Source organism: Actinosynnema sp. NPDC023794 (assembly GCF_040639675.1).
Taxonomy (GTDB): Bacteria; Actinomycetota; Actinomycetes; order Mycobacteriales; family Pseudonocardiaceae; genus Actinosynnema; species Actinosynnema luteola.
Map to the genome: position 1 here is coordinate 106,852 of NZ_JBFAFR010000008.1, position 24,081 is coordinate 130,932.

Consider the following 24,081-nt stretch of genomic DNA (forward strand, 5'->3'; position numbering starts at 1 on the left):
CCCAGGTCAATGCTCACCGGGCACCGTGTCGTGCCAAGGTCGCGAATGTTGCGCAGGCGTTAAAGCAGCCTCACGCCGCACTTCAGAGGGTTGTGTGCGTCACACACCGGCGTAGGCGAGGCTCGGCACGCGCGCGAACACCCGTCGACGCATGTAGAACCACCAGGTGGTGGCCATGCAGAGGCCGTAGAACACCAGGAACGCGGTGAGCGCGGGCGCCAGCGTCTTGCTGCCCTCGAGCGAGAACTTGAACACCAGGTTGACCAGCACGCCGCCGAACGCGCCGATCGCGCCCGCGATGCCGACCACGGCGGCGGCCTGCCGCTTGGCCGACCTCATGTCCTCCGTCTGCGCGGCGAAGATGGCGGGGATCATCCGGTAGGTCGAGCCGTTGCCGACGCCGGCCAGCACGAACAGCGCGATGAACGAGCCGAAGAACAGCGCGAAGCTGCGGATCTCGATGCTGATCAGCAGGCTGACGGTGCCGGCGGCCAGGCCGAGGAACACCGCCATGGTCATCCGCGCGCCGCCGAACCGGTCGGCGAGCCACCCGCCGAACGGCCTGCTCACCGAGCCGATGAGGGCGCCGAGGAAGGCCAGGCCGACGAAGCTCTTGTAGTCGACGAAGCTCAGCTTGATCAGCGACGGGAACGCGAACGAGAAGCCGATGAACGAGCCGAACGTGCCGATGTACAGGAACGACATCACCCACGTGTGCTTGTTCGACATCGCCTTCTTGTACGACGAGCCGTCCGGCTTCGCCTGGGTGAGGCTGTCCATCAGGAACCACGCGCACGCCGAGGCCACGATGATGAACGGCATCCAGAACAGCGCCGCGTAGGCCAGGTTGATGCCCGTGCCCAGGGAGATGACGATCGGCACGACGAGCTGCACCATGGCCACGCCGAGGTTGCCGCCCGCCGCGTTGAGGCCGAGCGCCAGGCCCTTCTTGCCCTCCGGGTAGAAGAACGAGATGTTCGCCATGGAGGACGAGAAGTTGCCGCCGCCGAAGCCCATCGCGGCCGACGTGAGCAGGAAGAACCAGTACGGCGTGCCGGCGTCGCTCACCGCGATCGCCAGCATCGTGGTGGGGATCAGCAGCAGCCCGGCGCTGATCGTGGTCCACGCCCGCCCGCCGAACTTCGGCACCGCGAACGTGTAGGGGATGCGCAGCACCGCGCCGACCAGGTTCGGCACGATGAGCAGCCAGAACGTCTGGCCGACGCTGAAGCTGAAGCCGACGGAGCCCAGGCTCACGACGACGATGCTCATCAGGCTCCACACCGTGAAGCCCAGGTTCTCCGCCAGGATGGAGAAGACCAGGTTCTTGCGGGCGGTCTTCTTGCCGGTCGTCTCCCAGAACGACGGGTCTTCCGGCTCCCAGTGCTCGATCCACCGACCACCGCGTTTGGCCTGAGGCGCAACGCCCTTGGTCTCCATCACCGTGCTCATTGGACCCTCCTGGACACCGATTTCCCGTTGCAGGAACCGTAAGAACGGTCCGTTACCCCGACGTTCGGACAGGTGTCGTCGGCGGCAACTCCCGCGCACATCAAGCGGATTGGGGCTGTGAGGCCGCGAGCCAGTCGACGATCCCGCACACCGCGTCCTTGCAGCCCCCGCAGCCCGTGCTGGCCCGCGTGACCTCGGCGATCGAGGACAGCGTCGTCGCGCCCGCCCGCCAGGCGCTGACCAGCTGGCCCTTGCTGACCGTGTTGCACCGGCACACCACCGCGGACGCGGGCAGGTCGGCGGGGCTGGCCTCGTTCTCGGCGGGCAGCGCGCGGCCCAGCAGCAGCGCGAGCCGGTCGGTCGGCGCGGGCAGGCCGCGGTCGAACAGCTGGGTGATGGCCGCCGCCGCGTCCGGCGCGCCGAGCACGATCGCGCCGGTGACCTTGTCGTCGCGCAGCACGAGCTTGGCGTACCTGCCGCGCGCCGGGTCCTGGAAGCACAGCACCTCGTCGTCGGCCGAGTCGACGCCCACGTGCACGTCGCCCAACGCGGCCAGGTCGACGTCGCGGGCCTTGAGCCTGGTCACGACGGTGGTGCCGGAGTAGCGGGCGGCGGGCGCGACGCCGGTGAGCCGGTCGGCGAGCACGGCCGCCTGCTCCCACGCGGGCTGGACCAGGCCGGACACCGTGCCGACGTGCTGGGCGCAGTCGCCGATGGCGTGCACCCTGGGGTCGCTGGTGCGCAGCGCGTCGTCCACGAGGATGCCCCGGTCGACCTCGATGCCCGCCTGCTCGGCCAGCGAGGTCTCCGCGCGCACCCCCGCCGAGACGACGACCAGGTCCGCGGGCACGTGCGTGCCGTCGTCGAGCTCCAGGCCGTCACCGGGCACGTACTTCGCGGCCAGCACGCCGAGCCGGAACTCGATGCCCAGGCCCTTCAACGTCGTGGCGAGCACCCGGCCCGCGCCCGCGTCGAGCTGCCGTTCCATCAGGTGCTTCACCGGGTGCACCACGGTGACCAGGCAGCCCCGGCCGGCCAGGCCGCGCGCGGCCTCCAGCCCGAGCAGCCCGCCGCCGAGCACCGCGACCGGCGTGCCGGGCGAGGCCTTGGCCACGATCTCGGCGCAGTCGTCCAGCGAGCGGAACGCCACCACGCCGGACGCGAGGTCGCCGTTGCCGTCGAGCAGGCCGGGCGTCGGCGGCACCCACGACCGCGAGCCCGTGGCCAGCACCAACGCGTCGTAGGGCACCTCGGTGTCGTCGACGTGCACGACCCGGCGGGTCCGGTCGATCTTGCCGACCGCGCTGCCGAGCCGCAGGTCGACGTGGTGCTTGGCGGCCCAGTCGGGGTCGTGCAGCCGCACCGCGTCGGGCGTCAGCGACCCGGCGACCACGCTGGACAGCAGCACCCGGTTGTACGCGTGGTGCGACTCGTCGCCCAGCACGGTCACCGAGACGCGTTCCGCCTTCGGGTCGCGGCGGCGGATCTCGTCGGCCAGCCGGGCGCCGGCCATGCCGTAGCCCACGATGACAACGTTCCTCATACCGACTCCAATCGGACCGCGCACACCTTGAACTCGGGCATCCGGCTGGTCGGGTCCAGCGCCGGGTTGGTCAGCAGGTTGGCCCGGCCCTCGCCCGCGTAGTGGAAGGGCAGGAACACCACGTCGATCCGCATCGACGGCACGCAGCGCACCCGCGCCACGGTCCGGCCGCGCCGCGAGACGACGCTCGCCATCCCGCCGTCGCGCAGGCCCGCCCTGGTCGCGGTGTCCGGGTGGACCTCCACGTACGCCTCGGGTTCGGCCTCGTTCAACTCGGGGACCAGCCGGGTCTGCGCGCCGGACTGGTAGTGCTGGAGCACCCGGCCGGTGGTCGCCTGCAACGGGTAGTCGACGTCGGGCATCTCCGCGGGTCCGCGGTGCTCGACGGGGACGAACCTGGCCAGGCCGTCGGCGTGGGCGAAGCGGTCGAGGAAGGTGCGCGGCGTGCTCTCCCGGACCACGGGCCAGTGCAGGGCCTCGCCCTGGCGCAGGCGCTCGTAGGTCACGCCGGAGTAGTCGGCGGCGCCGCCCTGCGACGCCCGCCGGAGCTCCTCGAACACCACCTCGGGCTCGGTCGGGAACCGCTCGGCGGGCTGGCCGAGGCGGGTCGCCAGGCCGTGCAGCACGTCCAGGTCGCTGCGCACGCCCTCAGGCGGGGCCACGGCCACCTGGCGCAGCAGGACGCGGCCCTCGAGGTTGGTCATCGTGCCGCTCTCCTCGGCCCACTGCGTGATCGGCAGCACCACGTCGGCGACCGCGGCCGTCTCCGACAGCACCAGGTCGGCCACGACCAGCAGGTCCAGCGCCTTGAGCCGGTCGGCGACGTGCTGGGAGCGCGGCGCGGAGACGATGACGTTGCTGCCGAACACCAGCAGCGCCTTCGGGCCACCGGGCTGCCCCAGCGCGTCGAGCAGCTCGTAGGCCGAGCGGCCGGGTCCGGGCAGGTCGTCCACGCCCCAGACGTCCATGACGTGCGCGCGGGCCGCCGGGTCGTCGATCTTGCGGTAGCCGGGCAGCTGGTCGGCCTTCTGGCCGTGCTCGCGCCCGCCCTGGCCGTTGCCCTGGCCGGTGAGGCAGCCGTAGCCGGAGTACTTCGTGCCGGGCAGGCCCAGCGCCAGCGCCAGGTTGATCCACGCCGACACCGTGTCCGCGCCGCTGGCGTGCTGCTCGGTGCCGCGGCCGGTGAGGGCGTAGGCGTTGTGCGCCTCGGCCAGGATCCGCACCGCCGCCCGCTGGTCGGCGACCGGCACGCCGGTGACCCGCTCGACCCGTTCCGGCCACCACGTCGCGGCGATGCGCCACGCGTCATCGAAGCCGGTGGTGCGCTCGGCCAGGTACTCCTTGTCCAGGTGACCGTCGGCCACGGCGGTGTGCAGCAGGCCGAGCGCCAGCGCGAGGTCCGTGCCGGGCGCGGGCTGCAGGTGCAGCGTGGCCAGCTCGGCGGTGGGCGTGCGCCGGGGGTCGACGACGATCAGCTCGGCGTTGCGGAGGTGCTGCACGAACGGCGGCATGGTCTCCGCCGGGTTGCCCCCGACCAGCAGGATCGCGTCCGCGCGGTCGAGGTCGGTGACCGGGAACGGCAGGCCGCGGTCGAGCCCGAACGCCTTCATGCCCGCGGCGGCGGCGCTGGACATGCAGAACCGGCCGTTGTAGTCGATCTGGGAGGTGCCCAGCGCGACCCGGGCGAACTTGCCGAGCAGGTACGACTTCTCGTTGGTCAGCCCGCCGCCGCCGAACACGCCGACCGAGTCCGGTCCGTGCTCCTCGCGGAGGGCCTCGAGCTTGGCCGCCACCAGGTCCAGCGCCTCGTCCCAGGTGGCCGGCCGCAGCTCGCCGTCCCGGCGCACCAGCGGCGTGGTCAGCCGGTGGGGCGAGGTCAGCAGCTCGGCCGACGTCCAGCCCTTCTGGCACAGCCCGCCGCGGTTGGTCGGGAACTCGCGCGGCGACACCTTGCCGTTCTCGATGGACATCGCGCACTGCAGCGCGCAGTACGGGCAGTGCGTGTCGATGCTCGCGGAGGCGGTCACGAGCCCGACGGTAAGAAGCGGCTGTTAACGGCAGCACGTGGAATGTTTCGTCCACGCGAACTTCACAGCTCAGGGAACGCGCGGTGAGGGTGAGCTCACAGCAGGTCGACGACGAGTGCCGCCGTTCGCTCCAGTCCCGCGAGAGATTGTCTGCTCGAACGGGGGTGCAGCGCGTGGACCGCGAGGCGGAACAGGGTCGCCCGCAGGAGGATTTGCGGCCACTCGTCCAGATGCGCCCAGCGCTGGAGCAGGCCGTGATCCGCGCCACCCCAGGACAGCGCGTCGACCACGACGACCGCCGCGCCGTAGGGGGCGGGACGCCAGTAAGCGACGAAGTCGATGATCGCCGGGGCCGCGTCGCCCGCGAACAGCACGGTGCCGAACAGGTCGCCGTGCACGACCTGGGGCTTGAGCGCGACGGGCTTGCGGTAGGCGGCGGTCAGGTCGAACAGCCGGCCGCCGAGGTCGGGGTCGAGGTCGGCCTTCTCCTCCTCCCACGCGCAGCGGTCGGCGGTGGCGAACAGGTCGACGCGCGCGTCCAGGAACCGGGGCCTGGGCAGCTCGGCGGTCGCCCGGTGCAGCTTCACGGCCACGTCCACGACCTCGTCGTGCCGCGGCTCGGCCCGGCCCGAGAGGTACTTGGTCGCCGCCCAGCCGCCGACCACGTAGCGGCCGTCGGTGGAGCGCAGGGGCCTGGCCACGCGCACGTTGTCGACGTCGAGCGCGTCGAGGGTCTTGGCCACCCAGGTGGCCTCGGCCGGCTTGCCCGCGGGCCGGATCGCCGCGTCGCCGCACCGCCACACCGGGCCGCCGTCGATCAACTCCGGCTCGGCGTCGCGCGCGCCGAACGCCGCGCGCACGTGCGACGGTGGCGGCTCCGGAGTGGTCACGGCCGGCACGCTACCTGCACCGGGCCTTCCGTTGGTGGACCTCGGGCGTTCGAACACGTGGTGTCCACGCATTCGGCCTAACCGCATTATTGCGGTCTCGATTGGAGGTTTTGTGACGTGACCGACGCCACGCACGCCGCGTTCGCGCTCACCCTGCACCGCGCGCTGCCCGCCGGCAACCGCTGCTGGTCGCCGTTCTCCGTGGCCGCGGCGCTGTGCCGGGCCGCGGGCGTGGCGGGCGAGGACACCGCGTCCGCCGTGGCCGAGGTGCTGCGCGCCGACGTCGACCGGACGGTGAAGCTGCTCGCCGTCGCGGCCGACGAGCCCGCCGTGACTTCGGCCGACACCATCTGGGTCGACCCGGCCGCCCCGGCGGCGGAGCACCCGGACGTGCGGCGGCTGGTGCTGGACGAGCACGCGCACGTCGTGATCAACGAGGCGGTGCGCGAGCTGACCCGGGGCCTGGTCCGGCAGGCCGTCCCACCCGGCGCCATCACGCCCGGAGCCCTCGCCGTCCTGGTCAACGCGCTGCACGCGAAGGGCGCGTGGGCGGAGGACTTCCCGGAGGAGGACACGCGGCCCCGCAAGTTCCGGGCCCCGTCGGGCAAGCGGATGGTGCCGACGATGCGCCGGACCGGCGCGTTCGGCCACGCCGCGCGGCACGGCTGGCGGTCCGTGCTGATCCCGTGCGAGGAGGCGTTGGACGTCGTCGCCCTGCTACCCGACCAGCCCCTGGCGACGGCGGAGCTCGACGGGGAGGCGCTCGCCGACCTGATCACCGGGGTGAGGTTCACCGAGGTCGACCTGTACCTGCCCAAGGTGGACCTGGAGGCGGCCACGGCACTCGTCGAGCCGCTGCGCGCGCTCGGGGCGGGACCGCTGTTCGACTCGTGGCTGCTGGTGGAGCAGGTGCTGCACCAGGCGAAGCTCACGCTCGACGAGCACGGGTTCGAGGGCGCCGCGGCCACGGCGGTGATCGCCGCGATGGGGTGGCACGACCCCGAGGAGGCCCTGGTGGTGCGGTTCGACCGGCCGTTCCTGCTGGCCGTGCGCCACCGGGGCACCGGCCTGCTGCTGTTCCTGGCCGAGGTGACCGAGCCGTGAACGCACGACGCCGGGGCCGCCATTGAAGGCAGCCCCGGCGTCGGTCGTCAGCTCAGTAAGTCGGCAGCGAGGGGTCGACCTCGCGCGCCCAGGCGAGCACGCCGCCGCCCACGTGCACGGCGTCCTTGAACCCGGCCTGGTGCAGCACGGCGAGCGCCTCGGCCGAGCGCGCGCCCGACTTGCAGTGCAGCACGACCTGCTTGTCCTGCGGCAGCTCCGCGAACGCCTCGCCCGACAGGATGCGGTCCTTCGGGATCAGCACCGAGCCCGGGATCTTCACGATCTCGTACTCGTGCGGCTCGCGGACGTCCACCAGCAGGAAGTCCTGCCCGCTCTCCTGCTTCTGCTTCAGCTCCAGCGGCGTGATCGTGTTGCCCGCGGCGGCCTGCTGCGCGTCGTCGGACACGACACCGCAGAACGCCTCGTAGTCGATCAGCTCGGTGATCTTCGGGCTCTCCGGGTCCTTGCGGATCTTGATGGTCCGGTAGGACATCTCCAGGGCGTCGTAGACCATGAGCCGCCCGAGCAGCGGGTCGCCGATGCCCGTCAGCAGCTTGATCGCCTCGGTCACCATCACCGAGCCGATCGACGCGCACAGCACGCCCAGCACGCCGCCCTCGGCGCACGACGGCACCATGCCGGGCGGCGGGGGCTCCGGGTAGAGGTCGCGGTAGTTCAGGCCCTGGCCGTTGGGCGCGTCCTCCCAGAACACGCTGACCTGGCCCTCGAACCGGAAGATCGAGCCCCACACGTACGGCTTGCCCAGCAGCACGGCCGCGTCGTTGACCAGGTACCGGGTGGCGAAGTTGTCCGTGCCGTCCAGGATCAGGTCGTAGTCGCGGAAGATGTCGAGCGCGTTCTCCGAGTTCAGGTGGGTCTGGTGCAGGACCACCTTCACGAACGGGTTGATCTCGGCCACCGAGTCCCGGGCCGACTCCGCCTTGGGCTTGCCGATGTCCGACTGACCGTGGATGACCTGACGCTGGAGGTTCGACTCGTCGACGACGTCGAAGTCGACCACGCCGAGCGTGCCGACACCCGCCGCCGCGAGGTAGAGCAGGGCCGGGCTGCCCAGGCCACCCGCGCCGACGACCAGGACCTTCGCGTTCTTCAGCCGCTTCTGCCCGTCGACCCCGACGTCCGGGATGATCAGGTGGCGGCTGTAGCGCGCTACTTCTTCCTTGGTCAGCTCCGCTGCGGGCTCCACGAGCGGCGGAAGCGCCATCTGAGTCCTCCTCGACGAAACATGTCCTTACCGACGGACAACACCAGCCTGCCCGTCCGTCTTCCCGGATGGGAAGTCGTCCCAAGGCGCGGGACGGCACCCTCACGCCTCACCCGCCGCGAGGTCGACTCGGACGGTCGACTTCCCGGCGACCGAGCCGCGACGCCGGAGGCGGCGCCACGTCACTGCGGTGCGACCGGGAAGGGGTTGGGGGTGCACACCAGGCCGTTGGCCTCCACGGCGTAGCGGTTGGAAGAGTCGACCTGGTTGAGCTGGGCGACGTAGTCGTTGGCCACGCCGAACGACTGCTGCATCATCACCGGCGCGGCCTTGCCGTTCTCCTTGCAGCCCTCGTGCGGGTTCTTCAGCACGTGGCCGACCTCGTGGTTGATCGCGTACGTCCGGTACGCGCTGAGGTCGCTGCCGTAGACCTTGCCGCCGCGCACCCACCGGGACGTGTTGATGATGACCCGCTTGGTCCCGTCGTGCCAGCACGACGACTCGAACTTGATCGAGTAGCCGCACAGGGAGTGGGTGGTGTTCGTGGTGGTCAAGCTCACGGTGAAGTCGACCGGTCCGCCCTCGACGCGCTGCATGGACACCTGACCGGTGCCGATCCAGCTGCGCGGGTCGGCCAGGATGCCGTCGACCGTGCGGGCGAACGCCTCGCGGTCGCCGTTGTAGTCCGCCGGCTCGACCCCGTCCTCGATGGCGATCGCGTACCGGTAGAGCTTGCCGCCGGTCCCCGCCGGCTGGGTGCTGCCCGGCACCACGGCGAACGTGCCCGCGCCCTGCTCGGAGTACTTCGGCCCCTCCGGCAGCTGCGCGGTGGGGAAGTTCTTCAGGTCGATGTCGCCCGGCGGCCTCTCGGTCGCCTCGGGCGGCCCGGTGGTGGTCGACGTCGCGGACGAACCGGTGGTGGGGTTCGTCTCGCCACCGGCGGACGTCGAGGGCGCGGCGGTGTCCAGCACGACCAGGGCCGTGAGCACGAGCAGCACGGGAATGGCGTAGATCCGCCAGCCGTAGCCCGCGACCAGGCCCTTCACACCCCTGCGGCGCTTGCGGCGCCTCCGGCCGGCCGGTTCCCAGGACGCGGCCAGCGGCTCGGCGCCGGTGCGGCGCGTGCCGCGGCGGTAGCGGTCTTCGGACAGCGGCGGCCGGTCATCAGAGGACGGCGCCGTGTCACGCGCGCCCTGCGACGTCCGGTTCACGCCAACCAGGGTGCCACAACCGCACTTCGGCGGCGGACTCCAGGTGACCTGCGCGTCATCGACCCGCTGAACCGATCAGGGGTCACCACGCCCGCCGCTCGACCGCCTCCCACATGCCCGCCACGGCGCGCGCGACCGACACCGGCCGTTCCATCTGCGCCACGTGCCCGGTGCGCGGCAGCACGAGCAGCCGGCCGCGCGGGATCAGCCTGGCCACCCGCGGCGCCTTGCGCACGCTGACCAGCCGGTCCTCCGTGCCCCACACGACCAGCGTCGGCGCGGTGATCTTCGGCGGCAGCAGCCACATCGACCTCGACCTCGGGACCAGCCACGAGCGGATCAGGTCGATCGTGCTGGCGCTGAGCGCGTTGCCGGCCCACGCCTGGGCGGACCGCTCGGTGTACTCCCGCTCGCTCTGCTCGATCCGGTTCGCCGGCACCGAGTGGGGCTCGGCGAAGCACAGCCGCAGCATCTGGTGGGTGCGCTCACGCGGCGTCATCGCGGCCAGCTGCGCCTGCACCCGCGGGCCGACGACCGGCAGGAACGCCAGCGGCAACCGCCGGTCCGACACCCGGCGCAGGCTCGGCCGCAGGTCCGGCACGGCCGGTGAGACCAGGGTCAGGGTGCGGACCAGGTCGGGCCGGGTGGCGGCGACCATCAGCGTGATCGCGCCGCCCATGGAGTTGCCGAACAGGTGCACCGGGTCGGGGCCGAGCGACTCGATGTACTCGATGACCACCCGCGCGTGGGTGGTCATCCGGAAGTCGTAGCCGTCGATCGGTTCGGACCGGCCGAAACCGGGCAGGTCCAGCGCGTGCCCCTCGACGTGCTCGCGCAACTGCGCGGCCAGGTCGGTCCAGTTCGTCGCCGAGCCGCCCAGCCCGTGCACGTAGACCGCCTTCGACCCGGCCGGTCCCGCGGTGCGGCGGACGTGCACGCTGTGCCCGCCCACCTCGACGTAGTCACCAGGCCACGGCTGGATCGTTGTGTCCAGCGGAGGTAGCGGCGCGGTGGACAGGGGCACGTGGGTGAGGGCGGTCCTGCGGGCCTCCAGCGTCTCGGTCACCACCCCAGGATGCCTGGCCGGGCGTCCTACGAAACGGGAAGCATGCTTGGAACGCTGCTACCAGCGAGTAAGGTTGCCGACGAGCCGGAAGGGCAACCCCTTTCCCGGTTCCGCGAAGTGATTGGTTGGCTGGAGGCACCATGACGGAGACGGCCCAGACTGCGGTCGGGCACCACGGCGGCGCGGCGGGGCGGGGTGTACGGCTCCCGCGGACCGCTCGACGTGCCCAGTTGCTGGCCGCGGCGCAGGACGTGTTCGTGACCAACGGCTACCACGCCGCCGCGATGGACGAGATCGCGGAACGCGCGGGGGTCAGCAAACCGGTCCTCTACCAGCACTTCCCCGGCAAGCTCGAGCTGTACATGGCGCTGCTGGAGTCCCACGTGGACGAGCTGGTGAACCGCGTGCGCGGTGCGCTGGCGTCCACGACGGACAACAAGCAGCGGGTGAAGGCCGCCGTCGCCGCGTTCTACGACTTCGTGGACGGCGAGGGCCAGGCGTTCCGGATGGTGTTCGAGTCGGACCTGCGCGGCGAGCCCGCGGTGGCCCGCGCCGTGGAGCGGGCGACGACCGACAGCGTCGAGGCCATCACCGACACGATCACCGCCGACGCGGGCCTCGACGAGCACCGCGCGCGGCTGCTCGCGGTCGGCCTGGTGGGGTTGTCGCAGGTCACGGCACGCGCGTGGCTCGCGGACGACCGGAAGCTCGCGAAAGAGGACGCGGTCGCCCTGATCTCGAACCTCGCCTGGCGGGGCATCGGCGGCGGCTTCCCGCTGCAGCACTGAGCGTCACGCCGGTGAGGGCCGCCCCCGACCACGGCCCTCACCGGCGATCGCCGCCGCGCCCAGTTGTCCACAGGGTCGCCGTGGACGCGCGGAGGTTGTCGGTGGTTGCCGGCAGGATCACATCAAGGGTTCCCCTTCGCGGGGGGACCCTTGGTCCGAGGCGGCCGTCCACCGGTTCGCCACAGCGCCTTCGTCAGGGCGACCTCGCCACAGCGACCTCCGTCGCGGTGCCGAAGGCAGGTCAACGCAGCAGCGCGGTGATGTGCGCGATGACCTCTTCCGCCCTCTCCAAGGGCAGCATGTGGCCGGCGCCCAGGTGGATCACCAGCTCGGCGTGCGGCAGTTCGTCGGCCAGCACGCGCGCGTGCCGCAGCGGCGTCAGCCGGTCCTCCGCGCCCGCCAGCACGACCGTCCGGATCCCCGCCAGCCCGGCCAGCGCCGTGCGCCGGTCGTGCTCGTCGAGCGAGTCGCGGAACCCCACCATGCTCACCGGGTGGCAGCGGCCGACCATCGCGGCCGTCATCGCCACGTCCCGCCACGACGGACGCTTGCCGAACAGCAGCCACCGCAGCCCCGGCCGGACCACCTCGGTGCGCTTGAGCAGCTCAGCCCGCCGCAACCGGACGATCTGCCGGTTGACGGCCTTCTCCCCCGCCACGAACGCCCGGCCGAACGGCCCCGGCAGCCCCAGCGTCGACCCGGCGAGTTCACCCGAAGAGGTGGCGATCAGGACGACGCCGTCGACGCGGTCGAGCAGCGAGGGGTGCTGCTCGGCCAACGCCATGATCGTCATGCCGCCCATCGAGTGACCGGCCAGCACGAGCCGCCCGGTCGGCACGCGGGCCGCGACCAGCTCGGCCAGGTCGTCCGCGCACCGGGCGATCGTCGCCGTCCCGGCCGGCGTGGGCGCCGAGCCGCCGTGACCCCGGTGGTCGTACCGCAGCACGCGTCCCGGCAGCTCCGACGCCACCAGGTCCCACGACGTGTGGTCCAGCGTCCAGCCGTGCAGCAGCACGGTGGTCACCTCGGCGTCCCGCGGCCCGCTGTCCACGACGTGCAGCGCCGTGCCGTCGGAGGTCACGAACCGCCGGCCCGCCTCCGACGTCCGACCCTCGCCCCCGATGGCCGGCGCGTCCACCCGAGCCCTCATCCGAGCAGGAACGAGCGGCGCCACGCGCGCATGCCCGGCTTGCCGACCAGCCCGACCTCGTCCAGGAACTTCATGATCCGCTCGCCCGACCAGCGGATGCTCTCCTGCCAGTGCGGGTTGGCCAGCGCGGCCTTGTGCGCCTGGTCCTTGTCCAGCCCCACGGCCGCGTACACGTCCGGGTTGATCAGCGACCGGGTGATGAACATGGACGTGGTCGCGAGCAGCCACCGCTGGTAGGGCAGCTCCTTCTTGGTCAACTTCGCCATGCCGCGCACGACCTCTTCCCGCGCGAACCGCACGTGCCGGGCCTCTTCGAGCACGTGGATCCGGTTGACCATGCGCACCAGCGGCTGCACGGTCTCGTCGGCCATCGTCTCGCGCTGCAACCGGTCCAGCATCTCCTCGGCGACCAGGATCGACCCGTACAGGGCGGGCCCGTAGCCGATCACCGGCAGCAGCTTGCCCAGCTGGTAGGTGTACTGGCGGGGACCGTAGGGCGGGCAGCCGATCGCCTCGACCATCCGGGCGAACATCGTCGAGTGCCGGCACTCGTCGGCGACCTCGGTCAGCGCGTACTGCGCGTGCTTGGTCGTCGGGTCCGAGCGGTAGACCTCCTTGAGCAGCATCTGCATCAGCAGGATCTCGAACCACAGGCCGACGCTGGCCACGCTCGCGACCTCGTGCCGGGACAGGTCGACGCGCTGCTCCGGGCTCATCCGGTCCCACAGCTCGGTGCCGTACAGCGAGCACCGGTGCTCCGGCGTGTACCGCAGGCCGTCGACCAGGGGCGCGGACCAGTCGATGTCGACCTCGGGGTCGTAGAACTTGTCGGCCGAGGAGTTGAGCAGGCGCTCGGCGGTCTTCTCGCGGTCCGCGACCTTCAAGGCCTTCGTCATCGGTGGTCCCTCCCGGGGAGAGTTATCTGTAACTTGAGTTATCTGCTACTTGAGGTAACGGTTACTTCTGGTAGCGTGCGTCACATGGCTCGAACTGTCAAGGGCGGCACCGACGCCCGGCGGGAACGGTGGAAGGGGCACCGCGAGGCGCGGCGCGCCGAATTCGTGGAGGCCACGATCCGCGCCGTCGCCAAGCACGGCCCGGACGTGGGCATGGACGAGATCGCCGCCGAGGCGGGCGTCAGCAAGCCGGTGCTCTACCGGCACTTCGCCGACAAGTCCGACCTCTACCTCGCCGTCGGCCGGCGCGGCACCGAGATGCTCATGGACAAGATGGGGCCCGCGATCGACCTCGACGGTCCGATCCGCCCCCGCATCCAGGGCATCGTCGACGCGTACCTGTCCGTGATCGAGGAGCACCCCAACCTGTACCGGTTCGTGGTGCGCAAGTCGTTCACCGACCGGCCGGTCGAGCAGGACGTGGTCAACGAGGACAAGCAGCTGATCGCGGCGGCCCTGGCCCGGCTGCTCGGCGACTACCTGCGGGCGTTCGACATGGATTCCGGCGGCGCCGAGCCGTGGGCGCACGCGCTGGTCGGCATGGTGCAGAACGCCGGCGACTGGTGGCTCGACCGGCAGTCGATGACGCGGGCGAGCCTGAGCGACTACCTGACCACGATCATCTGGCACGCCATCGACGGCCTGCTCCGCTCCGCGGGCGTGGCACTCGACCCGGAGGCGCCGCTGACCACCGAGTTCACCGACGGTGACCGGCACGAAGGACCCCGGCTGCGGGTCGTCGACGTCGAGGAGGCGTGATGTCCGAAGAGCACGAGCACGACGAAGAGGGCTACACCGGCGCGGCCGTGCTGGTGTTCGACCAGCGGGAGGTGCCGGTCAGCGTCGAGCTGCGCGGCTACTTCCAGCCCATCGACGGCCGCTACCACTGGTACGGCCGGGTCGGCGCGAACGAGCAGGTCACCGAGCTGGTGGAGGGTGGTGCGCGGACCGCGCTGCTGCGCACGCCCGACGGCTCGGCGACGGGTTCGCTCACCGACCCCGACCCCTGGCGGCGCTACCGCGTGGCGGGCACCTCCACGCCGCCGTTCACGGTGGGCTGACCAGGGGTGGGAAACGCGGAAGGGGCACCCGATCGGGTGCCCCTTCTCGTGCCCGGTCGCCCGGGCGGCGAAGTTCGCTCGGCTGAGTGCCGCGCGGACGCTCAGTCGCCGGAGACGAACCCGACCCGGCGCGAGTCGCTCGGACCGATCTCCACGTACGCGATGCGCGCCGCCGGCACCACGTAGCGGGCGCCCTTCTGGTCGACCAGCACGAGCTGCCCGGCGCCGGCCTTCAGCGCGTCCTGGACCTGCGCCTCGACCTCTTCGGGGGTGAGCCCGCTGGACACCACGAGCTCCCGCGGGCTGTCCGCGATCCCGACCCTGACCTCCACGCTGACCTCCGTGCGGCGTTGATGGCTTTCGAACACCAACCCTAGCCGAGCCCGAGGGCTGTCATGCGGCGCGTGTGGCTCTGCTGGAGCCGCCGGAACAGCGCCGCGATGCCCGCGAGGTCGCCCGAGCCGCGCACGATCAGCTCCGCGAGCCCATCCCGCTCCGCCACCACGTACTGGGCCTGCGTCAACGCCTCGCCGAGCAGCCGGCGACCCCACAACGTGAGTCGGTCTCGCAGCTTCGGGTCGTCGTCGCAGGCGGACCGGACTTCGCGCTCGGCGAACGCCGAGTGGCCCGTGTCGGCCAGCACCGCGAGCACCAGCTCCTTGGTCGGCTCGTCCAGCCACTCGGCGACCTCGCGGTAGAAGTCGGCCGCCAGGGCGTCCCCGACGTAGGCCTTCACCAGCGACTCCAGCCACGAGCGCGGCGCCGTGGAGGCGTGGAAGCCGTCGAAGCCCGCGGCGAACGGTCGCATGGCCTCTTCCAGCGAGTGGCCGCGCTCGGCCAGGTACCGGTCCAGCAGCGCGTAGTGACCGATCTCGGCCGCCGCCATCTGCGACAGCGCGGCACGCCCGGACAGCGTGGGCGCGGTCCTGGCGTCCTCGGCGAGCCGGTCGAACGCCGACAGCTCGCCGTACGCGAGCGCGCCGAGGAGGTCCACGACACCCTCCGCCACCGGGCCACCGTCACCCACCGCAACCTGGCCCACCGCTGCATCCACTCCCGGGTCGCTCATGCCACGAGCCTAGTCGGGTGTCGTTGACAACACCCTGGGCACGCGAAACCGCACTCGACGCCGCGAACCAGCCCGATCGGCCTAGTCGGCGGGTAGACTCGACAGATGACGCCCGGCGCGGCGCGGCCCAGTGGGGGCTCGCAGCGGTGCCGAAGGCTGAACTGCGGCGGCACCGTGCCGCCAGGAGAGGGTGCGCGCACACACCTCGCTGGCCCTCCCGCGACCCGCCCGGCCCCCCGGCCGAGTGGCGGTGACGCGGTCGAGCGGCCCGTACAGGCCGTGGCGCGCTGGTACGAGAGAGGCGATCATCCTGACCGCGACGAACGAAGAGACCCATATCGACCCGGTGGCCTTGGAGCACAGCGAGGCGGGTGTCCCCGAAGACGACACCTCGCACCCGCTCGTGGCCGACGCCCCGGTCAAACCCGATTCGCCCACGTTCGGCGAGCTGGGGGTGCGCGAGGAGATCGTGCGCTCCCTGGCCGAGGCGGGCATCCACCGCACGTTCGCCATCCAGGAGCTGACGCTGCCGCTGGCGCTGGCCGGCGACGACGTCATCGGCCAGGCCCGCACCGGAACCGGCAAGACGCTGGGTTTCGGCATCCCGCTGCTCCAACGCATCGTCACGCCCGGTGACGGGACGCCGCAGGCGCTGGTCGTCGTTCCGACGCGCGAGCTGTGCCTGCAGGTCACCCACGACCTGACCGACGCGGCGAAGCACCTCAACGTGCGCGTGCTGGCCATCTACGGCGGCCGGCCCTACGAGCCGCAGATCGCGGCGCTGCGCAAGGGCGTCGACGTGGTCGTCGGCACGCCGGGCCGGCTCCTCGACCTGGCCGAGCAGCGCCACCTGGTGCTCGGCAAGGTGCGCGGGCTGGTGCTGGACGAGGCCGACGAGATGCTCGACCTGGGCTTCCTGCCCGACATCGAGCGGATCCTGCGCATGGTGCCCGACGAGCGGCAGACCATGCTGTTCTCGGCGACCATGCCCGGCCCGATCATCACGCTGGCGCGCACGTTCCTCAACCAGCCCACGCACGTGCGGGCCGAGGAGAACGACGCGGGCGCCATCCACGAGCGCACCGAGCAGTTCGTCTACCGGGCGCACGCGCTGGACAAGTCGGAACTGCTGGCGCGGGCGTTGCAGTCCCGCGAGCGCGGCCTGTCCATGGTGTTCACCAGGACCAAGCGCACCGCCCAGAAGGTGGCCGACGACCTGGTCGAACGCGGTTTCGCCGCGGCGGCCGTGCACGGTGACCTGGGGCAGGGCGCGCGCGAGCAGGCGCTGCGGGCGTTCCGCTCGGGCAAGATCGACGTGCTGGTGGCCACCGACGTGGCGGCCCGCGGCATCGACGTCGAGGGCGTCACGCACGTGATCAACTACCAGTGCCCCGAGGACGAGAAGACCTACGTGCACCGCATCGGCCGCACCGGCCGGGCGGGGCGCACGGGTGTCGCGGTGACGTTGGTCGACTGGGACGAGATGCCCCGGTGGAAGATGATCAGCGACACGCTCGACCTGGGCAAGCCGGAGCCGGTGGAGACGTACTCGACGTCGGACCACCTGTTCGCGGATCTGGACATCCCGGCGGGCTCGACCGGTCGGCTGCCGTTGGGGCTGCGCACGCGTGCGGGCCTGGACGCCGAGCCGGAGGAGAACCTGAAGGGCGAGAAGAAGACGCGCAAGCGCCGGCGCAGCGGTCGGGCGGGTGACGCGGCACCGGCCACCGAGTCCGGCAACGGCGGCGGCAGCACCACCGGCTCCGGGTCGGGCGAGGAAGGCGGCACCAGGCCGCGCAAGCGCCGCCGCAGCCGTGGTGGCGTGTCGCCGGCCGCCGGTGAGAGCGGAACGGCCGCCGAGGCGTCCGCCGAGGTCACCGCAGGTGCGCCGGAGTCGTCGGCCTCGTCCGCCGGTGACGCCGAACGCCCCCGCAGGCGCAGGCGCCGCCGCACGGGCGGCGAGTCGGCCGAGTCCGCGCCGGCCGAGTAGGGAACAATCGTGGTGGGCAGCGCGGTTCCGAGCGCTGCCCGACTCGACCGGCAACACGATCGGGTGATCATCGCCCGAAAATGTACGGAAACACTGTTACCGCACCTCGGTTGAAACGAGGAGCCCCGAACCAACCCGGACCCCTGGGCAACCCACCCGCCGCCCGAACCGGAACCGGCCCGGACCGCGAGGACCGGGCCGCCGGACGCGGACGGCAGGCCACCCGCCGGACCCGCACGCCGCCCAGCCCGAACACTAGGGCCGCGGTGAAGGGGCCGCCGTGACGGGGCCGCGGGCCAGGCCAGGCGAACGGACCCGGACGGGGCCAGGCCGCGGACAGCACAGCCCGCGCCGGCTCAGGCGGAGCCGCTGAAACGGCCCCGGACTGGGCACAGACGAGCCGGCGAAGCGGCCCCGGGCTGGGCAGGTGGAGCCGCCGAGAACGGCCCGGGCAGGCGCGGTCAGGGCCGCGTCGCAGCGGTGCCGGAGCCGCGTCATCGCCGCGCCGGGCCGGGTGGACCGCGGGCCGCGGAACGCCGCGGGGAACGGTAGGTGCCGCCGCCTCACACCGACCTCTTCCCGGTGGTGGCAGCATGTCGCCAGACGAACGCGATAGATCACCGACCATCGGGAGCCGGGCAGTGGGCCAGCCGGAGCAGGCGGAGTCGAACGGGCAGGTCGTGCTGGACGAGGAAGACGTCCTGGCGCAGCCCGTCGAATCCCAGGTCGAGCCGCAGGACGACGGCGAACCGCACGACGCCGGACCGCACGACGCCGGACCGCACGACGCCGGACCGCACGACGACGAGCCGCGCGAGCCGGTGCCGTCCAGGTCGTGGCGCACCAGGGGCGACTTCATCGGCCTGGCCCTGGTCGTGGTCGCGGTGCTGGTGGCGAGCCTCGTGCTGTGGCTGACCAGCGACGCCCGCAACACCGTCAGCCAGACCGGCCCGTCCGAGATCACCCCGCTGCAGCCGGCCACCGCGATGCCGCCGACGCTGTCCGAGATCTGGCGCGCCCCCAGCGGCGCGACGCCGGTCCCGGTGAACCTCGACTCGGTCGTCGTCACGGGCGACGGCGGCGAGGTCGTCGGCCGCGACGCGCTCACCGGCGACGTCCGCTGGCGCTACGCCCGCGACCTCCCCCTCTGCACGGTCTCCACGGCCTGGGGCCGGGTGTTCGCGGTGCACCGCAAGGACACCAACTGCTCCGAGGTCACCACCCTCGAGAACGCCTCCGGCAAGCGCGGACCGCAGCGCAACGGCGACGCCGAGTTCGGCACCCGCCTGCTGAACGAGGGCTCGCACGTGCTCACCACCGGCGGGTCCTACGTCGAGGTCTACCGCCGCGACGACCTGGTCCGCTCGATGGAGTACGGCGCCCTGCGCGCGATCGTGAACCCGAACAAGCAGCCGCGCACCGGCTGCACGTACCACTCGTTCGCGGTCACCGGCGGCAAGATCGCGCTGATCGAGCGCTGCCCCGCCCTGGACCCGTCCGACCGCCTCACCATCCTCAAGCCCAACCCCGAGAAGTCCGACGAGCCGCAGGTCATCACCTCCACCGTGACCGGCGAGAACGGCGCCAGGGTGATCGCGGTGACGGCGAACCGGGTCGCGCTGGCCGTGCCGGGCCGGCTCGTGGTGTTCGACTCCGAGACCGGCTCGTCGATCGGCAGCTACCCGGTCGACGTCACCGCCGAGGAACTCGCCGGCGACCCGCCCGGACGGGTGGCGTCGACGTTCACCAGCACCGCGAACGTCTACTGGTTCACCGGGTCGAAGACGGTCGCGCTGTCGCTGACCGAGCTGAACCCGCTGTGGACCGCGAACGACACCCTCGGCGCGGGCACCACGCTCGCCGGGCGGCTGTTGCTGCCGGTCGACGACGGGCTGAAGGTGCTCGACCAGATCACCGGCGAGGAGATCGCCTCGGTCCCGGTCGACCGCGGCGACCACACCGGCCCGGTCGAGATGGCCACCGAGGGCCCGGTCGTGCTGGAGCAGCGCGGCGGCACGCTCGTCGCACTGCGGTAACGCGCCACGCGCCCACGCGGCCGGTGCGGCAGACTGCCAGACGTGCACTCGCAGTTCAGCCCGCACCGGGCGCAACGCGTGGACCTGCCCGGCAGGCACGGACCGATCGCGGCCCTGCACGCGCCCGCCGCCGGGCCCGACCTCGGCGCGACCGCGCTGCTCCTCCCCGGCTACACGGGGTCCAAAGAGGACTTCGCGCCGCTGGTCGACCCGATAGCCGACGCCGGCATCGAGGTCGTGGCGATCGACCTGCCGGGCCAGTACGAGTCGCCCGGCCCGCTCCTCGAATCCGACTACCGGCCCGAGGCGCTGGGCGCGTCGGTGGCCGAGCTGGTCGCGAAGCTGGCCGCCGAGGGCAGGCGGGTGCTGCTGCTGGGTCACTCGTTCGGTGGACTGGTCGCCCGCGGCGCGGTGCTGGCGGGCGCGCCCGTCGCGGGGTTGACGCTGATGGCGTCCGGCCCGTCCGAACTGCCGCCGGGCGAGCGCCGGACCGCACTGGACTACGGCGAGATCGTGCTCCGCGAGCAGGGCATCGAGGCGTCGCAGGAAGTCAACGAGACCCGCCAGGCGCTCAACCCGCGCTGGCGGATGGTCCCCCAGGAGCTGAAGGACTTCTACCGCGAGCGGTTCGTCCGCTCGTCTCCCGTCGGGCTGCTCGGCATGGGCGAGGCGCTGCGCGCCGAACCGGACCTGGTCGCCAAGCTGGCGAGGGTCGCCCGGTCCGGTGGCATCCCGTGCCTGGTCGTGTGCGGCGACCTGGACGACGCCTGGTCGGCCGCGAGCCAGCGGGACATGGCCGAACGCCTCGACGCCGACTTCGCCGTGCTGCCCGGCGTGATGCACAACCCGAACACCGAGGCCCCGGACGCCCTGCTGGCCACGCTCCTGCCGACCTGGCGCGCCTGGCTCTCCTGACCCGGCCCGGCAGCGTGTGGGACCAGTCCAACTGGTCCCGGGGTGGGCGGCGACCTCTGCGGGCGCTACGGGCAGTGGTGGAGGCTCATCGGCGTGGACGACGGCTCCTTTGGGAACCGGGCGGCTGACGGCCGCGGAACTAAGCCCACCAGAAGAACCACAGGGTCGACGCCGCCAGCAGCACGACCAGCAGGCCGCACCACGCCACCGCCCAGCCTCGGCGTCGATCGGCCACGACCTGCGCCACCACCGCGGCGACGGCCGCCACGCCGTGCCCGGCCACCACGTCCAACCCCGGTCCGGGCAGGTCGCGGGAGCCCGCGTAGACCTGCACGCCGATCAAGCCCAACGTCAGCAGCACCAAGCCGACGGCGAGCGCGCCGCTGACGCCGCGCCACAGCCTGGCCAGGCGTGGTTCGGGTCCGCTGTCCACCATCGTCACGCGGCCAACTCTACGGCGCGAGCAACGCCCACGGGTCGAGCGACGGCGCCGCGCGTTGCCCTTCGGGGCACGACCGGCGGAAGTCGCACCACGTGCACTGGTTGCCGGTGCGCGGCGGGAACAGGATCTCCGGGTCGCCGCCCGCCTCCAGCGTGTCGGTGGCCAGCCGCAGCTCGTCCGCCGCCTCCTCGGCCCGCGACACGTGCCGCCCCAGGCTCTCCTCGGTGTGCTCCCACACCGACACCGTGCCCGTGGGCAGGTGGTGCAGCTCGACCCGGTGGCACGGCTTGCGCAGCGTCCGCCGGGCCGCCAGCGCGTACAGGGCCAACGCCTGCGATCCCCGCGCGTCGTCCACGGTCAGCGCGTGCCGCCCGGTCTTGTAGTCGACGATCACCAGCTCGCCGTCGCGCAGGTCGATCCGGTCGACGCGGCCCTCGGCGACGATCTTCGACGTGGGCGTGGACACCCAGCGCTCGATGCCGACCGGCTCGATCGACGTGTCCAGCTCGGTGACGTAGTCGCGCACCCACCCGACCGCCCGGTCCCGGTACACGCCCGCCTGCTCGGCGTCCCGGAACCCGTCGTTCTTCCACTGCCGGTGCAGCAGCGCGACCGCCTGCTCGGGCGTGCGGCGCTGGGCGGGCAGGTCGAACAACGCCTTCAACGCGTTGTGCACGACCGCGCCGAGGGTGTTGTGCGCCCACGCCCCACCGCGCGGCGGCGACGGCCGGTCGAGGTAGGCCATGCGAAAGCGGCGCGGGCAGTCGGCCCACGTGGCGAGCTTCGCCGGCGTCACCCGCACCAGCTTCTTCGGCATCGCGCCGAAGTCGAACCCAAGCTGCTCCTGCACGGGGTTCAAGCTACCCACCCGGTCCGACAGTGTTGGATTGCGCCGCCTCCGGCGTCGCGGGCGAGGTCGCCGGGAAGTCGGTCGTTCGCGTCCTCGCGGGGGCCGTGGTCAGCCGACGAGGATCTTGCACCCGGTCGCCCGGTCGGCCAGGGCGTCCAGGACCTCCGGCGACGTGGTCTCCGCGCCGAGCCCCACGGTCTTGTTCGTGCCGTGGTAGTCGCTGGACCCGGTGGTCAGCAGCCCCAGCTCCCCCGCCAGGCCGCGCAGCCGCACGCGCGTCGCGGGGTCGTGGTCGGGGTGGTCGACCTCGACGCCGGCGAGTCCCAGGCCGGCCAGGTCCGCCACGACCTGGTCGGTCACGATCGGGCCGCGCGAGGTGGCGAAGGGGTGCGCCAGGACGGTCACCCCGCCGGCTTCCGCGATCATCTCGATCGCCCGCGCCACGGGCGTGTCGGTGCGCGGCACGTAGTACCGGCCGCCCGTGAGGTACCGGGCGAACGCCTCGTCGACGGTGGACACGACACCGGCCCGGATCAACGCCATGGCGAGGTGGGGACGTCCGGCGGGCGCGTCGGTCGGCATGGCCGCCATCAGCTCGTCGGGGTCGATGGGGAACCCGTCGGCGACCATCCGCTCGGCCATCCGGCGCAGCCGGTGCCGTCGTTCCAGGCGCAGCCGCAGCTGCTCCTCCACCAACGCGGGCGAGGTGTGGTCGTACAGGTAGGCGAGCAGGTGGACGGTGATGACCCGGCCCCGGCCGTCGTCGGAGGCACAGGACAGCTCGGCGCCGCGCACCAGCTTCAAGCCGGGTGGCAGCGCGTTGGCCGCCTCCGCCCAGCCGGCTGCGGTGTCGTGGTCGGTGAGCGCGACCGCGGTCAAGCCGGTGGCGGCCGCAGCCGCCACCAACTCCGCGGGCGTGTCGGTGCCGTCGGACTCGGTCGAGTGGGTGTGCAGGTCGATGCGCACCCACCCAGTCTGAACTACGGCACCATCTTCTTGCCGCGCGCCGCCCGCTGCGCCTTGATCATCGAGAAGCGCTCCGCCTGGGCCTTCTTGTCACCGAAGGTCAACTCCGAGATGGCGTCGTAGACCTCCTCGGGGTTGGGCAGGTACTCGATCCGGTTGAGCGCCTGGATCTGACCCGCCGACTCCACGACCAGGGTGCCGAAGCCGAACATGCGCCCGAGCACCGACCGCTCGTAGGTGAGGTCGGTGACCTTGCTGATCGGCATCATGGCGACCTTGGTCTCGAAGACCCCCGAGGAGATCATGAACCTCTTGTCGGTGACGACGATCCGCTCCACCCACCACTCCATGACGAAGTAGGCCAGCCTGAGCAGCACGAACAGCGAGGCGTACCAGAGGATGTTCTGGATGATGCCCGCGTTGTCGGGCAGCAGGTACGAGATCATCATCGCGCCGGCGAGCAGCGCGCCCGCCTCGAGGAGATCCCAGAGCAGACTGCTCCAGTGCCTGCGTACCCGGATGACCCGACGCTCCGTGGGGAGCAGGTACTCGTCGGGGTCCCGTGGTGCGAACATGCCTTCGACCTCTCGCCGTGGGAGGGAGGAGCCGGTCGACTCAGAACAATTGTTTCACGAAGGTGATGAGCGCCTCAGCGGCTTCCCGCAGGGTGCCCAGGATGTTCTGCACCAGCTGAGCCGCCTGCTGAGGCTCCGCGATGAGGAAGAACAGGACCAAGCCGACCCCGGCGAAAGTGAGAATCTTCTTCAGATTCACGGTGATCAACCCCGTTCGCTACCGCACCCGTTTGGCGCCAGTGAAAACCGTTGTACCGCACTCCGCGACACGTCGGGAGATTTGTACCGCACTTGGGTCAGCGTCCTGCACCGCCAACCCGGTGTGACTACGCTTCGTGATCGTGACGGCCGAACGTGAGCTCCGGATCCGCTGTGTCGGCGGCATCGTCCACGACTCGAACGGGCGACTGCTACTCGTGAGAAGGGGCAATCCTCCAGGTGAGGGACTGTGGTCGTTACCGGGTGGCCGAGTCGAACCCGGCGAATCCGACGAGACCGCAATTGTGCGGGAACTGCGCGAGGAAACGGGACTCTCCGTGACGGTCGGGGCGTTGATCGGCAGCGTCACCCGTCCGGCGCCACGCGGTGTCTACGAGATCCACGACTACGCCTGCCAGGTGCGATCCGGGGTCCTCCGACCAGGCGACGACGCGGTGGACGCGCGCTGGGCCGACGCTGCGATCTTGGCCACACTTCCACTGACCGAGATGCTCCACGAGACCCTCGGCGCCTGGGGCCAACTCCCCCGTTCGTGATCGTCTCCCC

Annotated in this window: 24 protein-coding genes; 8 read left to right on the forward strand and 16 right to left on the reverse strand. The window is 71.9% G+C overall.

Translation table 11 applies throughout. The annotated features are described in order from the left end of the window. Positions 1-99: 99 nt before the first annotated feature. The 4 genes from AB0H12_RS19330 to AB0H12_RS19345 form a co-directional block, all read right to left on the reverse strand. Positions 100-1,452 (reverse strand): MFS transporter, encoded by a 1,353-nt coding sequence (locus AB0H12_RS19330; RefSeq protein ID WP_499624210.1) that lies wholly within the window; start codon positions 1,450-1,452, stop codon positions 100-102. A gap of 100 nt (positions 1,453-1,552) precedes the next feature. After that, on the reverse strand, positions 1,553-2,995 hold the full coding sequence (locus AB0H12_RS19335; protein WP_499624211.1) for an FAD-dependent oxidoreductase: 1,443 nt from the start codon (positions 2,993-2,995) through the stop codon (positions 1,553-1,555). Continuing rightward, on the reverse strand, positions 2,992-4,965 hold the full coding sequence (locus AB0H12_RS19340) for a molybdopterin oxidoreductase family protein (RefSeq protein WP_499624421.1): 1,974 nt from the start codon (positions 4,963-4,965) through the stop codon (positions 2,992-2,994). The genes AB0H12_RS19335 and AB0H12_RS19340 overlap by 4 nt, the downstream gene beginning before the upstream one ends. Before the next feature lie 152 nt (positions 4,966-5,117). Further along, on the reverse strand, positions 5,118-5,912 hold the full coding sequence (locus AB0H12_RS19345) for a TIGR02569 family protein (RefSeq protein WP_499624214.1): 795 nt from the start codon (positions 5,910-5,912) through the stop codon (positions 5,118-5,120). Positions 5,913-6,029: 117 nt separating this feature from the next. On the opposite strand from AB0H12_RS19345, the gene AB0H12_RS19350 reads away from it, so the two are divergent. Continuing rightward, the gene (locus tag AB0H12_RS19350; RefSeq protein ID WP_499624216.1) at positions 6,030-7,016 is read left to right on the forward strand and encodes a serpin family protein; all 987 of its coding nucleotides are present in this window, start codon (positions 6,030-6,032) and stop codon (positions 7,014-7,016) included. Between the two features lie 52 nt (positions 7,017-7,068). On the opposite strand, the gene moeZ is transcribed toward AB0H12_RS19350, so the two are convergent. The 3 genes from moeZ to AB0H12_RS19365 all read right to left on the reverse strand — a co-directional run bounded on the left by moeZ (position 7,069) and on the right by AB0H12_RS19365 (position 10,518). Then, positions 7,069-8,241 (reverse strand): adenylyltransferase/sulfurtransferase MoeZ, encoded by a 1,173-nt coding sequence (gene moeZ, locus AB0H12_RS19355; RefSeq protein ID WP_499624218.1) that lies wholly within the window; start codon positions 8,239-8,241, stop codon positions 7,069-7,071. A gap of 182 nt (positions 8,242-8,423) precedes the next feature. Beyond that, positions 8,424-9,452, reverse strand: a complete 1,029-nt coding sequence (locus AB0H12_RS19360) for a DUF3152 domain-containing protein (protein ID WP_499624219.1) — start codon at positions 9,450-9,452, stop codon at positions 8,424-8,426. A gap of 82 nt (positions 9,453-9,534) precedes the next feature. Beyond that, on the reverse strand, positions 9,535-10,518 hold the full coding sequence (locus tag AB0H12_RS19365; RefSeq protein WP_499624220.1) for an alpha/beta fold hydrolase: 984 nt from the start codon (positions 10,516-10,518) through the stop codon (positions 9,535-9,537). 140 nt (positions 10,519-10,658) lie between these two features. Here AB0H12_RS19365 and AB0H12_RS19370 point away from each other — a divergent pair, with 140 nt between their 5' ends. Then, positions 10,659-11,306, forward strand: coding sequence for a TetR/AcrR family transcriptional regulator (locus AB0H12_RS19370; protein WP_053716225.1), 648 nt, complete (start codon positions 10,659-10,661; stop codon positions 11,304-11,306). Positions 11,307-11,547: 241 nt separating this feature from the next. Here the strand turns inward: AB0H12_RS19370 and AB0H12_RS19375 are convergent, their stop codons facing one another. Beyond that, entirely contained in the window at positions 11,548-12,456 is a 909-nt protein-coding gene (locus AB0H12_RS19375; RefSeq protein ID WP_499624221.1) for an alpha/beta fold hydrolase, read from the reverse strand. Next, entirely contained in the window at positions 12,453-13,352 is a 900-nt protein-coding gene (locus AB0H12_RS19380; protein WP_499624222.1) for an AurF N-oxygenase family protein, read from the reverse strand. Before AB0H12_RS19380 ends, AB0H12_RS19375 begins: the two co-directional genes overlap by 4 nt. Before the next feature lie 84 nt (positions 13,353-13,436). Between AB0H12_RS19380 and AB0H12_RS19385 the strand changes: the two genes are divergently transcribed. Both AB0H12_RS19385 and AB0H12_RS19390 read left to right on the forward strand, forming a co-directional pair. Next, positions 13,437-14,171 carry a TetR/AcrR family transcriptional regulator gene (locus AB0H12_RS19385; protein ID WP_230567248.1) on the forward strand — a complete coding sequence of 245 codons (735 nt, stop codon included), beginning with the start codon at positions 13,437-13,439 and terminating at the stop codon, positions 14,169-14,171. After that, on the forward strand, positions 14,171-14,473 hold the full coding sequence (locus tag AB0H12_RS19390; RefSeq protein WP_499624223.1) for a DUF4873 domain-containing protein: 303 nt from the start codon (positions 14,171-14,173) through the stop codon (positions 14,471-14,473). The genes AB0H12_RS19385 and AB0H12_RS19390 overlap by 1 nt, the downstream gene beginning before the upstream one ends. Before the next feature lie 101 nt (positions 14,474-14,574). On the opposite strand, the gene AB0H12_RS19395 is transcribed toward AB0H12_RS19390, so the two are convergent. Next, a complete protein-coding gene (locus AB0H12_RS19395) occupies positions 14,575-14,805 on the reverse strand; it encodes a DUF3107 domain-containing protein (protein WP_499624224.1) in 231 nt (76 codons plus the stop codon). A gap of 41 nt (positions 14,806-14,846) precedes the next feature. After that, positions 14,847-15,542, reverse strand: coding sequence for a ferritin-like fold-containing protein (locus AB0H12_RS19400; RefSeq protein ID WP_499624225.1), 696 nt, complete (start codon positions 15,540-15,542; stop codon positions 14,847-14,849). A gap of 346 nt (positions 15,543-15,888) precedes the next feature. Between AB0H12_RS19400 and AB0H12_RS19405 the strand changes: the two genes are divergently transcribed. The 3 genes from AB0H12_RS19405 to AB0H12_RS19415 all read left to right on the forward strand — a co-directional run bounded on the left by AB0H12_RS19405 (position 15,889) and on the right by AB0H12_RS19415 (position 20,483). Next, a complete protein-coding gene (locus tag AB0H12_RS19405; RefSeq protein WP_499624226.1) occupies positions 15,889-17,532 on the forward strand; it encodes a DEAD/DEAH box helicase in 1,644 nt (547 codons plus the stop codon). Between the two features lie 641 nt (positions 17,533-18,173). After that, the gene (locus tag AB0H12_RS19410) at positions 18,174-19,568 is read left to right on the forward strand and encodes an Rv3212 family protein (RefSeq protein WP_499624227.1); all 1,395 of its coding nucleotides are present in this window, start codon (positions 18,174-18,176) and stop codon (positions 19,566-19,568) included. 42 nt (positions 19,569-19,610) lie between these two features. After that, positions 19,611-20,483, forward strand: a complete 873-nt coding sequence (locus AB0H12_RS19415; RefSeq protein WP_499624228.1) for an alpha/beta fold hydrolase — start codon at positions 19,611-19,613, stop codon at positions 20,481-20,483. 139 nt (positions 20,484-20,622) lie between these two features. On the opposite strand, the gene AB0H12_RS19420 is transcribed toward AB0H12_RS19415, so the two are convergent. The 5 genes from AB0H12_RS19420 to AB0H12_RS19440 all read right to left on the reverse strand — a co-directional run bounded on the left by AB0H12_RS19420 (position 20,623) and on the right by AB0H12_RS19440 (position 23,515). After that, positions 20,623-20,925 carry a hypothetical protein gene (locus AB0H12_RS19420; RefSeq protein ID WP_499624229.1) on the reverse strand — a complete coding sequence of 101 codons (303 nt, stop codon included), beginning with the start codon at positions 20,923-20,925 and terminating at the stop codon, positions 20,623-20,625. Positions 20,926-20,935: 10 nt separating this feature from the next. Continuing rightward, the gene (locus tag AB0H12_RS19425) at positions 20,936-21,775 is read right to left on the reverse strand and encodes a RecB family exonuclease (RefSeq protein ID WP_230567256.1); all 840 of its coding nucleotides are present in this window, start codon (positions 21,773-21,775) and stop codon (positions 20,936-20,938) included. Positions 21,776-21,883: 108 nt separating this feature from the next. Beyond that, complete coding sequence (locus tag AB0H12_RS19430) at positions 21,884-22,741, reverse strand: PHP domain-containing protein (RefSeq protein ID WP_499624230.1); 858 nt, start codon at positions 22,739-22,741, stop codon at positions 21,884-21,886. A gap of 14 nt (positions 22,742-22,755) precedes the next feature. Beyond that, positions 22,756-23,316, reverse strand: a complete 561-nt coding sequence (locus tag AB0H12_RS19435; RefSeq protein WP_073896001.1) for a PH domain-containing protein — start codon at positions 23,314-23,316, stop codon at positions 22,756-22,758. 40 nt (positions 23,317-23,356) lie between these two features. Then, the gene (locus tag AB0H12_RS19440; RefSeq protein ID WP_170185132.1) at positions 23,357-23,515 is read right to left on the reverse strand and encodes a hypothetical protein; all 159 of its coding nucleotides are present in this window, start codon (positions 23,513-23,515) and stop codon (positions 23,357-23,359) included. Between the two features lie 142 nt (positions 23,516-23,657). On the opposite strand from AB0H12_RS19440, the gene AB0H12_RS19445 reads away from it, so the two are divergent. Continuing rightward, positions 23,658-24,071, forward strand: coding sequence for an NUDIX hydrolase (locus AB0H12_RS19445; protein WP_499624231.1), 414 nt, complete (start codon positions 23,658-23,660; stop codon positions 24,069-24,071). Positions 24,072-24,081: the final 10 nt, after the last annotated feature.